11 protein-coding genes are annotated in these 11,703 nt (G+C 68.1%); 5 read left to right on the forward strand and 6 right to left on the reverse strand.

All coding sequences use genetic code 11. The annotated features are described in order from the left end of the window. Positions 1-333: 333 nt before the first annotated feature. The 3 genes from ARC23_RS14035 to hemH all read right to left on the reverse strand — a co-directional run bounded on the left by ARC23_RS14035 (position 334) and on the right by hemH (position 4,543). Positions 334-2,439, reverse strand: coding sequence for a methyl-accepting chemotaxis protein (locus ARC23_RS14035; protein ID WP_057497768.1), 2,106 nt, complete (start codon positions 2,437-2,439; stop codon positions 334-336). A 290-nt stretch (positions 2,440-2,729) separates the two neighbouring features. Continuing rightward, a complete protein-coding gene (locus ARC23_RS14040; RefSeq protein WP_057497769.1) occupies positions 2,730-3,584 on the reverse strand; it encodes an alpha/beta fold hydrolase in 855 nt (284 codons plus the stop codon). Beyond that, complete coding sequence (gene hemH / locus ARC23_RS14045; protein ID WP_057497770.1) at positions 3,581-4,543, reverse strand: ferrochelatase; 963 nt, start codon at positions 4,541-4,543, stop codon at positions 3,581-3,583. Before hemH ends, ARC23_RS14040 begins: the two co-directional genes overlap by 4 nt. A gap of 164 nt (positions 4,544-4,707) precedes the next feature. Here hemH and ARC23_RS14050 point away from each other — a divergent pair, with 164 nt between their 5' ends. From ARC23_RS14050 to tatC, 4 genes are all read left to right on the forward strand, one after another. Beyond that, positions 4,708-5,592 (forward strand): lipid-binding SYLF domain-containing protein, encoded by an 885-nt coding sequence (locus tag ARC23_RS14050; protein ID WP_057497771.1) that lies wholly within the window; start codon positions 4,708-4,710, stop codon positions 5,590-5,592. Between the two features lie 75 nt (positions 5,593-5,667). Further along, complete coding sequence (tatA, locus tag ARC23_RS14055; protein ID WP_014648907.1) at positions 5,668-5,895, forward strand: Sec-independent protein translocase subunit TatA; 228 nt, start codon at positions 5,668-5,670, stop codon at positions 5,893-5,895. Between the two features lie 15 nt (positions 5,896-5,910). After that, the gene (tatB, locus tag ARC23_RS14060) at positions 5,911-6,369 is read left to right on the forward strand and encodes a Sec-independent protein translocase protein TatB (protein WP_057497772.1); all 459 of its coding nucleotides are present in this window, start codon (positions 5,911-5,913) and stop codon (positions 6,367-6,369) included. Further along, positions 6,366-7,115 (forward strand): twin-arginine translocase subunit TatC, encoded by a 750-nt coding sequence (gene tatC / locus ARC23_RS14065; RefSeq protein ID WP_057497773.1) that lies wholly within the window; start codon positions 6,366-6,368, stop codon positions 7,113-7,115. The genes tatB and tatC overlap by 4 nt, the downstream gene beginning before the upstream one ends. Before the next feature lie 74 nt (positions 7,116-7,189). Here the strand turns inward: tatC and ARC23_RS14070 are convergent, their stop codons facing one another. Genes ARC23_RS14070 through ARC23_RS14080 form a run of 3 tightly spaced genes read right to left on the reverse strand, consistent with a single transcriptional unit; the run spans position 7,190 to position 10,705 of the window. Beyond that, positions 7,190-8,101, reverse strand: coding sequence for a BPSS1780 family membrane protein (locus ARC23_RS14070; RefSeq protein ID WP_057497774.1), 912 nt, complete (start codon positions 8,099-8,101; stop codon positions 7,190-7,192). Positions 8,102-8,151: 50 nt separating this feature from the next. After that, positions 8,152-8,898 carry a glutamine amidotransferase gene (locus tag ARC23_RS14075; protein ID WP_057497775.1) on the reverse strand — a complete coding sequence of 249 codons (747 nt, stop codon included), beginning with the start codon at positions 8,896-8,898 and terminating at the stop codon, positions 8,152-8,154. Beyond that, entirely contained in the window at positions 8,870-10,705 is a 1,836-nt protein-coding gene (locus ARC23_RS14080) for a GspE/PulE family protein (RefSeq protein WP_057497776.1), read from the reverse strand. The genes ARC23_RS14075 and ARC23_RS14080 overlap by 29 nt, the downstream gene beginning before the upstream one ends. A gap of 83 nt (positions 10,706-10,788) precedes the next feature. On the opposite strand from ARC23_RS14080, the gene glyQ reads away from it, so the two are divergent. Then, on the forward strand, positions 10,789-11,700 hold the full coding sequence (gene glyQ / locus ARC23_RS14085; RefSeq protein ID WP_057497777.1) for a glycine--tRNA ligase subunit alpha: 912 nt from the start codon (positions 10,789-10,791) through the stop codon (positions 11,698-11,700). Positions 11,701-11,703 lie beyond the last annotated feature (3 nt).

The following is an 11,703-nucleotide window of genomic DNA, read 5'->3' on the forward strand; positions in this document are numbered from 1 at the left end:
TCATCGCCAGGGTTTACACCCAAAACCCCGCTGCTTGCGCAGCGGGGTTTTTCTTTGTCCGCAGGAAATGCGGGTCGTGCCGGCCGCTGGCCGGCAACCCGATGGCGTTACATCGCCCGGTAGATCCACGCCCTGCGTGGATGCCCTCCGCGAGGAGCCAATGCGCCAACCAAGGTTGGCAGCTACCAATCGTTTGCCGGCCAGCGGCCGGTACTACCCGTAGATCCGCGCCATGCAGGGATGCTCTCTGCGTGACCCATCACGCAGGACACGCACAAAAAAGACGGCGCCCTGAGGGCGCCGTCTTGATCAGGATCGAACTGAAAGCCCGGGTCAGGCGGCCTGCGAGACCTCGTGCGGTTCCTGCTGGCGGAACACCGAGACCGCTTCGGTGAGCGCCCCGGCCTGCGATTGCAGTTCGCGCGCCGCAGCGGTGGCTTCCTCTACCAGCGCCGCATTCTGCTGCGTCGCCTGGTCCATCTGCACCACCGTCTGGTTGATCTGCTCGATGCCGACCGACTGTTCCTGCGAGGCGGCCGATATCTGGCGCATCAGGTGGCTGACGTTCTCCACGCCACCGACAATGCCCTGCATGCGCTGGCCCGCGTCGGCCACCAGCTGGGCCCCTTCGCCCACCTGGCGCCCCGCCTCGTCGATCAGCTTCCTGATCTCCTGCGCCGCCGCCGCCGAACGCTGCGCCAGCACGCGCACCTCGCTGGCGACCACGGCGAAACCGCGGCCCTGCTCGCCGGCACGTGCCGCTTCCACCGCCGCGTTCAATGCCAGGATGTTGGTCTGGAAGGCGATGCCATCGATGACGCCAGTGATGTCACCGATACGCACCGAGGCAGTCTCAATCGCCTGCATGGTGTCGACCACCCGCTGCATGGCGGCATTGCCGTTGCTGGCTGCGCTCTGCGTGGACGCTGCCAGCTCACTGGCCTGACGCGCATGGGCGGCGTTCTGGCGCACGGTGGCGGTCAGTTCTTCCATTGACGCCGCGGTTTCCTGCAGATGGGCCGCCTGGCGCTCACTGCGTTCGGACAAGGCGCCGTTGCCGGCCGCGATCTCGCTGGCTGCGGTACTGATCGTCGCGGCGCACTGCTGGATGTGGCCGACCATGCGCGCCAGCTGTGCAGCGGTGGTGTTTGCGTCGCGTTGGATCGCAGCGAAGGCTCCGTGGTATTCACCCTGCATGCGGCGGTCGAGATCGCCCTGGGCGAGTGCCGAAAGCATCTGCCGCACCTCGTCGACCGTGCTGCCCAGCGTGTCGAGCAGCTGATTGATGCCACCGGTGAGGCCGTCAAGGAAGCTGGCACCTTCGGTGGCCCGCAGGCGCTGCTCCAGATCGCCGGCGGCGGCGGCGGCGACGATCCCCGCGACGGCGTTCTCCAGGGCGAGCTCGTGGGTCCGGTCATGCCATTCCACCGCAAAGCCGAGGCGTATGCCCTGTGCGTCGAACACCGGTGTGACCACCTGGGCGAAGTGGACCGGCCCGATCCGCACCTTGCCGTTGTGTGCGACCTGCAGTCCGTTGAGGATGCCGCGGATGCGGTCCGGGTTGGCGTGGAAGCGGTGAATGCTGCTGCCGACCAGGCGCTCGGCGTCGAAATCGGGGAAGGCCTGGCGCAGCGTCGCCTGCTGGTTGCGCAGCAGCGCGACCACCGAGCGGTTCACATAGCGGATCACATGGTCGTTGTCGGCGATCATCATCGCGGTGCGCGAGGCATCCAGCGCCTGGCGGATCTGTGCGTTCTCGGCATTCGCGGCGGCCTCGCGGCTGCGCTGCGCCTGCACGTGCCGTGCGGTATCGGCCAGCGCGTGGGCCAGCGAGCCGGGCGCGTAGGCGCTGCTGTCGGCGTGCCTGCCGAGATCGGCGCCGGTGGCAATGTCGCGCGCCAGCGCGGCCAACCGGCGCGGACCATGGCCCAGTGCCTCGGTCTGCTCGCGCAGGCGCTGCGCGACCTGGCCGAGCAGCACGGTGAGCCCGGCGAATACTCCGGCCTGCAGCAGCGCCGGCCCTGGCGCGGCGCCGTGCATCAGCGGAACCAGCAGGGCCAGCGTGCCGACAGCCCCCGCCAGCCACACTGGAAGGCGATCGCGGTGGCCCAGCAGCACGCCCAGCAGCACGGCAATCGGCGATGCCGGTGACAGGCTGATGATCGCGCACAACACGGCCAGCTGCAGCGACAACAGCAACGCCAGACCGTTGCGAGCGACGGCCCGGCCCGCCTGGGAGCCGCCCAACCACGCGGCTGGCAGTACGGCGGCGGCCGCCAACGCGGCGGCCTGCACCTGCGGGCCGCGCAGGGCCAGCACCAGGCCAGCCAGGGCCAGCACCACGCTGCCGATCAGCAGACGGCGGTCAGCGCGGTGCGCGAGCTGCTGCAGGTGCGGCAGGCGGGCGGTATCGGGGGGACGGGAGGATGCAACGGACATCGGCGACTCCTGGATCAGCAGACGGCAACGGCCACACCACAGCACACGCAGCAGGGCGCGCGCAGGGCATGGACCGGAATTCAGGGAATGCGACGCGGACAGCGACGCGGAGACGGGACACCGTGGCCACATCCTGTGGGTGACGGTGCAGCAGAGCGGGCATGCGGACTTCCTTGCGGGACCTGACACACGCCGCAGGCCCGACCGGACCTGCGTGCCGCGGGCGCAGGGGCCCGCAACTGATGTATCGGCCGCAAACGCGCAGAGTGAAGTGCAGCGGACGCTGCGACTCAGCCGGCGTTGTCGATGCCGAGGAAGTGCAGGATCACCTCGGCGATCTGCGCCGGTGTTTCCATGTGCAGGTGATGGTTGCCGGCGAACAGCGCCAGCCGCCCATCACGCAGGTGGCGCAGGCGGTCGCTGCGCATCGGCTCGGGATAGTAGGGCTGTGCCGGCGTGGCGTAGATGACCTGCGTCGGGCAGGCGATGGCCTGCAGCAGGTTGTCGATCTGGCCTTCGCTGAGCCGGATCGCGGTGGGCAGCATGAGGCGCGGGTCGCTGCACCAGCGGTAGCCACCCTCGACCGCTTCCACGCCACGTTCGACCAGCAGGCGCGCACACGGCTCGCTGAGCTGGTTGGCCATCATCCGCGCGCGGATCGGCGCGGCAAGATCGGGGAATACGCGCAGCTGCTTGCGGGCCAGCCCACGCGTGGCATTCACATGCTCGCGCAGGCGATGGGCGGTGTCTTCCTCGGGGCCTCGCAGGCCTCCGAGGGCTTCGATCGCCACCAGGCGCTCCACGCGGTCGCTGACCGATGCGGTGAGGCTGGCGATGCCTGCGCCCATCGAATGACCGAGCAGGCTGAAGCGGTCCCAGCCCAGCGCATCGGCCACATCGAGCACGTGGCAGATCGCGGCGGCGGTGGTGTAGCTCGCACCGGCCGGCAGGTGCGCGCTGTGGCCATGCCCGGGCAGGTCGATGGCCACCAGCTGCAGCGACGGCAGGTGAGGGGCCAGCGGCACGAAGCTGGCGGCGTTGTCGAGCCAACCATGCAGGGCCAGCACGCGCGGGCCGTCACCGCCATTGCGCAGGCCGGCAACGCGCGCGCCAGCGACCTCCAGTTCAAACGGTTGCAGACTCATGCCAGCGCGGCTACGGCCAGCCGTGCCAAGGCGCGGGCGTGCTCCGGATCGGCGTTGAGGCACGGGATGTAGCGCATCGTCGCGCCACGCTCGGCCAGCGTTTCGGTGAAGCCCATCGCCACTTCTTCCAGCGTCTCCAGGCAATCGGTGGCAAAGCCCGGGCAGACCACGTCGATCTGCTTCACCCCGGACTCGGCCAGCGCCCACAGGCTGGGCTCGGCGTACGGCTGCAACCAGCGTTCGCGGCCGAAGCGCGACTGGTAGCCCATCTGCCACGCGTCGCTGCCCAGGCCCAGCGCACCGGCGATGGCCTGGGCGCTGGCTTCGCAGCGTTGCGGATAGGGATCGCCCGCGTCAGCCAGGCGCTGCGGAATGCCATGGAAGGAGAACATCAGTTTCTGGCCGCGTCCGTGCTGTTCCCAGTAGCGGCGGATCGATCCGGCCACTGCCTCGACCCAGTCCGGATCGACGGCGTAGTCGTGCACCAGGCTGACGGCCACCGCAGGATTGCGGCGCTGCCAGGCATCGACCTTGTCCTGGACCGAGGCGGTGGTGGTGGTCGAGTACTGCGGGTACAGCGGCAGCACCACGATGCGGCGCGCGCCTTCGGCCGCCAGGCGGTCAAGTTCGCGGGTCAGCGCAGGCTCGCCATACCGCATGGCGTGGCGCACCGTCAGCGCCGGCAGCAGGCCCTGCATGGCCTGCGCCAGCTGACGCGTATGCACCATCAACGGAGAACCCTCGGGCAGCCAGACCTGGGCGTACTTGGCGGCGGAACGGCCGCTGCGCAGCGGCAGGATCAACCCGCGCAGCAACGGTTGCCACAGCAGCGCCGGGATCGAGACCACACGGGGGTCGGACAGGAATTCAGCCAGGTAACGGCGTACGGCGGGAGCCGTCGGCGTCTCGGGCGTGCCTAGGTTGACCGCCAGCACGGCGGTATCGGGTGCGTCGAGCATGGGCTCATTGTCGCCGATCCGGCGTCGCGTCGGCATGCAGGATTCAGATCGCAGGCATGGCGCGCATCAATGTGAGCAGGGAACGCTCATTGGAGATTCATGACAACACTACTAATTTCAGTCACTTGCTATATCTTCCTATGGACTGACTTCTGGAGCCTGCCATGCGTCGCCCGATCCAAGCCCTGCTGATCGCCGCCAGCCTGCTGTCCAGCCAGGCCATGGCCGGACCGCAGGAAGACCAGCGCGCCCGCAACGCGGTGCGCGTGCTGGCTGAAATCCAGGAAATCCCTGAACAGGGCATTCCGGACAAATTGCTCGACGAAGGCCGCGCGGTCATCGTCATTCCTGACACGATCAAGGCCGGCCTGGTCATCGGCGGACGCCGCGGCCATGGCCTGATGTCGGTGCGCATGCCCAATGGCGCCTGGTCCAGCCCGGTATTCGTCAAGCTGACCGGCGGCAGCATCGGCTTCCAGGCCGGCGTGCAGTCCTCGGACGTGGTGCTGGTGTTCCGCAACGACCGCAGCCTGGACAACCTGGTGAACGGCAAGTTCACCCTGGGCGCCGATGCCGGTGTTGCCGCCGGCCCGGTCGGCCGCAATGCCGCCGCTGCCACCGACGGCCAGCTGAAGGCCGAGATCTGGTCGTGGTCGCGTGCCCGTGGTCTGTTTGCCGGTGTTGCCCTGGATGGTGCGGTGCTGCAGATTGACGATGCCGCGAACCTGGACGCCTATGGCAGCAACACGACGCCGCGGATGATCTTCGAGGGTCGCGCCACCGGTGCGCCGTCGATGGATGTGGTCGCCTTCCGCGACCGTCTGGAGGAAGCCACCTATGCTGCGCGCAACAACCGCGCTGGCAACGGCGGCAACGCACCGCGCGCGGCGGCCCCGGCCCCGGCGCCTGTTCAGGCAGCACCCGCAGCTCCGGCCGAGGCCACCACCGCGCCGCTGCAGAACGTGCCGCAGACCCCGCCGCCGCAGCAGCAGGGCTTCCAGCCGGTCAACGACGGCGAAATCCGCACCGAAACGCTGGGCGGAAACTGACTTTCGTCACGCGCGCCGGCTAACACCCGGTGCGCTATGCTCGACAGCCTGATCACTAACGTAACGAGCGTCTTTATGGGCAGTTTCAGCATCTGGCATTGGTTGGTCGTGCTGGCCATCGTCCTGCTGGTGTTCGGCACCAAGCGCCTGACCAGCGGCGCCAAGGATCTCGGTTCGGCGGTCAAGGAATTCAAGAAGGGCATGCGCGACGACGACAAGCCGAACGCGCAGCTGGGCGACGAGTCGCGCAGCCAGGACGCCTCGCGCACCGCGCAGGACGAGCACGACCGCACCCCTCGCTGATCCGGAGCGGTCGCGGTGTTTGATATCGGCTTCAGCGAACTGCTGGTGATTGCCGTGGTCGCCCTGGTGGTGCTCGGTCCCGAGCGCCTGCCCAAGGCGGCCCGCTTCGCCGGCCTGTGGGTGCGCCGCGCCCGTACGCAATGGGATTCGGTGAAACAGGAACTGGAGCGCGAACTGCAGGCCGAGGAGATCAAGCGGCAGATGCAGGACGTGCGCCAGGGCATGCAGGATACCGAGAACCAGCTGCGTGCCAGCGGCGAAGCGATCCGTCGCGAAGCGCAGGAGGCGCAGCAGCAAGGGGATGCCTTGGCTCAGGAAATGCGCGCGCCGGCGGCGGCGGACGTTCCGCCGCATCTGAGCGAGCCTGCAGCAGCCGGCGCTGTGGCGCAGGAGGGCGCCGCGGTTCCCGCCACGGCTGACACGGCCGTCGACACCGGTGCGACGCCGACGCAGAGCCCGGAGCGCCATCCATGAGCGAACAGGACTTCGGCGAAAGCTCGCTGGTGGAGCATCTGGTGGAACTGCGCGGGCGCCTGGTGCGCGCGCTGCTGGGCCTGGGCGTGGTGCTGCTGGGGCTGCTGCCGTTCACCCAGCGGCTGTACAACGCCCTGGCCGAACCGCTGGTGTCGCAGTTGCCCAATGGGCAGACGATGATCGCCACCAATCCGGCCGGCGCCTTCTTCGCACCATTGAAGCTGACCTTCTTCGTGGCCCTGTTCGTGGCGGTACCGTGGCTGCTGTACCAGCTGTGGGCGTTCGTTGCGCCCGGCCTGTACGCACGCGAGAAACGCCTGGCGGTGCCGCTGCTGGTGTCGTCGGTGCTGCTGTTCTACACCGGCTGTGCGTTCGCCTACTTCCTGGTGTTGCCGGCGGTGTTCCACTTCCTGACCACCTTCAGCCCGGACGTGATCGCGATCACCCCGGACGCGAATGCCTATCTGGACTTCGTGCTGGCGATCTTCTTCGCCTTCGGCGGCAGCTTCGAGCTGCCGGTGGCGATGGTGATCCTGGTGCTGCTGGGCTGGGTGACGCCGCAGCAGTTCAAGGAAGGCCGCGGCTACGCGATCGTCGGCATCTTTGTGCTGGCCGCTGTGCTGACCCCTCCGGACGTGGTGTCGCAGCTGATGCTGGCGATTCCGATGTGCCTGCTTTACGAGCTGGGCATCCACGCCGCACGCTGGCTGGTGCCGTCGTCGGCAGTCAAGAAGCCCGCCGCCTGAAAGAAAAAAGGGGACGGAGGGGATTAAGTCGTTAAAGGCACAAACGACTTAATCCCCTCCGTCCCCTTTTTTCATCAGGCGTGGAAGATGTCGCTTGAGGTCGGGGTGGTCGGGATCGGCGGTGCCGCGCGGCTGCCGCGGTGTACGAACATCTGCTTCCACGCGGCATAGACCGCGCCGACATACAGCGGCATCAGCACCGTGGTCAGCACCAGCTGGGCAATGAAGGCCGCGGCCAGCGGGCCACCGATCAGCATCGCGATCTGGATCACGATCACGAACAGGATGTACATGCAGAACGCGGCGATCAGGCCGAGCACGGCGAACACGATCATCGCGCCGATGTTCTCGATGCAGCCCTGCAGGCTCAGGCGCAGCGCGTGCATGCCGCTCTGCTTGTCGAACACCACCAGTGCCGGCTGGGTGAACATTGCCAGCGACAGCGCCACCGCGCTCAGGAACACCAGCAGCATCCACAGCGCAATGCGCTTGGCCGGCAGGTTGGCGACCAGCGCCGCCGCATCGTCCGGGCTGATCTGCTGGCCGCTGCGGCTGATCTCCTCCATCTTGGTCATGACCTCGCTGAAGGCGGTGAAGCCCTCGCGGCCGATCATCAGGAACAACAGTGCGCCCAGCAGCAGCACCGCCAGCACCTGGATCGCCAGCGGCACCAGCAGGTGGCTGACGCGATGGTCGCGGATCGGCTGCAGCAGGTGCGAGGCCAGGCCCGGGCGGCCTTCGTCGATCTCACCCACGGCGTACAGCATGCCGCCGAACATGATCGGCGAGATGGCCAGGGTCATCAGCTGTACGGCCAGGCCGGCGGCACCGGGAATCAGCGTCGACAACAGGGTGACCACCCAGCTCACCAGCAGCCAGGTCAGGCCGATCCGGGCCAGCTGCAGCGGCGCACGCCGGTACAGCGAGAACGTATCCAGCAACCACTGGGCGCCCGCCGAAGCCGGCAGCTTGCGAATCTCTTTCATGGACATCCGGGAAGGACAGGAGGGGGCCGGGCGGCTGCCCGTGGCGCCGATTATCCCTGTTTTGCCACCGGCTGGGCTGAAGACAGCCGCGCCTGGCGGACGAAGCGGCGCAGCAGCTGGCGCGCCAGCGGTGCGGCGCTCACCGCGCGCTCGATGCTGCGGGCACAGCCGCCATGACGGCCGATGCAGTCAGCGCGGGCGCGCACGTAGCCACGCATGTGGTGGGTGGCGAATTCCGGATGGAACTGCACGCCCCAGGCCTGGCGCCCCCAGCGGAAGGCGTGGCAGCCGTCCAGCGGCGAACGGGCCAGCACCTCGGCCCCGTCGGGCGCCCGCAGCACGGTCTGCAGATGGGTGGCATGGGCGGCGAAATGCTGCGGCAGCCCCTGGAACAGCGGGTCCTGCGCGGCCTGTGGCTGCAGCTCCAGCTCGATGGTGCCCGACTCGCGGCCGGCCGGGTTGTAGGCCACTTCGCCACCCAGCGCGTGCGCCAGCAGCTGATGGCCGTAGCAGATGCCAAACAGCGGGCGGTCGTCGTGGGCGGCCTGGCGCAGCCATGCGGCGCTGCGCTCGCTCCAGTCGGCGTGGTCGGTGACGAATGCTGCCGAGCCGGTCACCAGTACGCCGGCGAAGGCGCGCGGGTCGGGCAATGCGTCGCCATGTTCGACATCGACCACCACGGTTTCGTGTTCTTCCAGCCCGGCAGCCACGCGGATCCAGTGCGGGAAGCGCCCGTAGCGGCGCAGCGACGGCACCGGGCGGCCGGTTTCAAGGATCAGGAAGGGAGCTGGGTTCATCCGGGGGCGGCAGCACTGACAGGACTTCCTCGATTGTAGTCAGCCCCTGTGCCACCTTTTCAAGCCCAGCCTGGCGCAGGGTTCGCAGCCCTTCAGCCCGCGCAGCGCGGCTGAAACCGGCCAGATCCATGTCGGCACGGATCTGCCCGCGCAGCCGCGAGCTCAATGGCAGCAGCTCATACAGGCCGACGCGGCCGAGGAATCCGGTGCGTCGGCACTCCAGGCAACCAACCGGCCGACAGGGTGTGGCGTCATCTGGATATGCATCCTGGCTATCAGCCAGGACCGCCCAATCGGCCGTGCCAAGGCTGTGCGGCTGCTTGCAGTGCGGGCACAGCGTGCGCACCAGGCGTTGGGCGAGGATGCCGTTGAGGGTGCTGGCCAGCAGGTAATGCGGCACGCCCAGGTCGAGCAGGCGGGTGACCGCGGAGGGTGCATCGTTGGTATGCAGGGTGGACAGCACCAGATGCCCGGTCAACGAAGCCTGCACTGCCATCTGCGCGGTTTCCAGGTCGCGGATCTCGCCGATCATGATGATGTCCGGGTCCTGCCGCAGCAGGGTGCGCACGCCGCTGGCGAAGTCCAGGTCGATGTTGGCCTGCACCTGCATCTGGTTGAACTCGGGCGCGATCATCTCGATCGGATCTTCCACCGTGCACACGTTCACGTCCGGCGTGGCCAGTCGCTTCAGCGTGGAATACAGGGTGGTGGTCTTGCCTGAGCCGGTCGGCCCGGTGACCAGCACGATGCCGTGCGGGCGCTCGACCAAGGCGTTCCAGCCGGCCGCCTCCTGCGGGCTGAAACCGAGCTGGTCGATGCTCTTGAAAGCGGCATCCGGGTCGAAGATGCGCATGACGCACTTCTCGCCGAACGCGGTGGGCATGGTCGACAGGCGCATTTCGACCTCGCGGCCGCCCGGCGAGCGGGTCTTGATGCGGCCGTCCTGCGGGCGCCGGCGCTCGGCCAGGTCCATGCGGCCGAGCACCTTGATGCGGCTGACCACGGCGGTCATCACCGCCGGCGGCACCTCGAACACCTTGTGCAGCACGCCGTCGATGCGGAAACGCATGCGCCCCATCTCGCGGCGCGGTTCCAGGTGGATGTCCGAGGCGCGCTGCTCGTAGGCGTACTGCAGCAGCCAGTCGACGATGTGCACGATGTGCTGGTCATCGGCGTTGACATCGCCGGTGCGGCCCAGCTCGACCAGCTGTTCGAAGCTGGGCAGGGTGGTGTTGACCTCGCCGCGCACGTCGCCGCGCGCGCCGCGCACCGAACGGGTCACCCCATAGAACTCCATGGTGTAGCGGTGCAGGTCCAACGGATTGACCACCGCCAGCTCGACCCGGCGGCGGGTGAGATGCTGCAGGTCACGGCGCCATTCCTGCACCAGCGGCTCACTGGTGGCCACCAGCACGCGTTCGGCATCCACCGCCAGCGGCAGGAAGCGATGGCGGCGGGCATAGGCGTGGGACACCAGCGCGGTGATCGTGGCCACGTCTACCCGGGTCGGGTCGATCCGCAGGTAGCGGCTGTCGGTGCGCCGGGCCAGCCATTCGGTGAGGCGCTCCAGGGTCAACTCGCCGCCGTCGCGGGCAGCCAGCTTGAGGTTGGACAGCAGTACCAGCGGGTGCACTTCACTGGCGTTGCGCGCGCCCTGCGCCGAAAACCGCATGCGCTCCTGTTCCTGTTCGGCCACCAGGCCGTCGGCGATCAGGGCCGCGGCCACCTGCTCGAACTGCAGGCGTCCCCACGGCAGCGGTACGCCGCCAGCTTCGCCGGGCGTGCCCACCGGCAGCCGATGTTCCATCTGCCTGCTCCTCCCGGGTACGGAATGCCCCGCAGGTCGGCCGTTATACTAGCGCACCCCCTTGCCGGCCAAGAATCGCCCGAATGTCCGCGACCCCGACCGTTCCGATCACCTTCCAGGGCCTGATCCAGACCCTGAACCAGTTCTGGGCCCAGCAGGGCTGCGTGCTCATCCAGCCGCTCGACCTGGAGGTGGGCGCCGGTACCTTCCACCCGGCCACCTTCCTGCGTGCGATCGGTCCGGAAGGCTGGAACGCGGCCTACGTGCAGCCCTCGCGCCGCCCGACCGACGGCCGCTACGGCGAGAACCCGAACCGCCTGCAACGCTACTACCAGTACCAGGTGGCGATGAAGCCGGCGCCGGACAACATCCAGCAGCTGTACCTGGATTCGCTGAAGGCACTGGGCATCGACCCGCTGGTGCATGACCTGCGTTTCGTCGAGGACAACTGGGAATCGCCGACGCTGGGCGCCTGGGGCCTGGGCTGGGAAGTCTGGCTCAACGGCATGGAAGTGACCCAGTTCACCTACTTCCAGCAGGCCGGTGGCCTGGAGTGCCGCCCGGTGCTGGGCGAGATCACCTACGGTCTCGAACGCCTGTGCATGTACCTGCAGAACTGCGACAACGTCTACGACCTGGTCTGGACCTATGGCCCGGACGGCCAGCCGGTGACCTACGGCGACGTCTACCACCAGAACGAGGTGGAGCAGAGCACGTACAACTTTGAACATGCCGACGTGGAAGAACTGTTCCACCGCTTCGATGCCTGCGAGCGTGAAGCGCAGAAGCTGGTGGAAGTGAACCTGCCGCTGCCGGCCTACGAACAGGTGATGAAGGCCAGCCACACCTTCAACCTGCTCGATGCACGCCGCGCGATCAGCGTGACCGAGCGCCAGCGCTACATCCTGCGCGTGCGCGCGCTGGCCCAGGCGGTGGCCAGGGCGTACTACGAGCAGCGCGAGAAGCTGGGCTTCCCGGGCGCGAAGAAGGCCTGACCG

The organism is Stenotrophomonas beteli, assembly GCF_001431665.1.
GTDB lineage: Bacteria > Pseudomonadota > Gammaproteobacteria > Xanthomonadales > Xanthomonadaceae > Stenotrophomonas > Stenotrophomonas beteli.

What these genes read in the sequence shown, in the direction of transcription:
- ARC23_RS14035 (WP_057497768.1), bottom strand. Translation starts at nt 2,439, where the DNA reads ATGTCCGTTGCATCCTCCCGTCCCCCCGATACCGCCCGCCTGCCGCAC.
- ARC23_RS14040 (WP_057497769.1), bottom strand. Translation starts at nt 3,584, where the DNA reads ATGAGTCTGCAACCGTTTGAACTGGAGGTCGCTGGCGCGCGCGTTGCC.
- hemH (WP_057497770.1), bottom strand. Translation starts at nt 4,543, where the DNA reads ATGCTCGACGCACCCGATACCGCCGTGCTGGCGGTCAACCTAGGCACG.
- ARC23_RS14050 (WP_057497771.1), top strand. Translation starts at nt 4,708, where the DNA reads ATGCGTCGCCCGATCCAAGCCCTGCTGATCGCCGCCAGCCTGCTGTCC.
- tatA (WP_014648907.1), top strand. Translation starts at nt 5,668, where the DNA reads ATGGGCAGTTTCAGCATCTGGCATTGGTTGGTCGTGCTGGCCATCGTC.
- tatC (WP_057497773.1), top strand. Translation starts at nt 6,366, where the DNA reads ATGAGCGAACAGGACTTCGGCGAAAGCTCGCTGGTGGAGCATCTGGTG.
- ARC23_RS14070 (WP_057497774.1), bottom strand. Translation starts at nt 8,101, where the DNA reads ATGAAAGAGATTCGCAAGCTGCCGGCTTCGGCGGGCGCCCAGTGGTTG.
- ARC23_RS14075 (WP_057497775.1), bottom strand. Translation starts at nt 8,898, where the DNA reads ATGAACCCAGCTCCCTTCCTGATCCTTGAAACCGGCCGCCCGGTGCCG.
- ARC23_RS14080 (WP_057497776.1), bottom strand. Translation starts at nt 10,705, where the DNA reads ATGGAACATCGGCTGCCGGTGGGCACGCCCGGCGAAGCTGGCGGCGTA.
- glyQ (WP_057497777.1), top strand. Translation starts at nt 10,789, where the DNA reads ATGTCCGCGACCCCGACCGTTCCGATCACCTTCCAGGGCCTGATCCAG.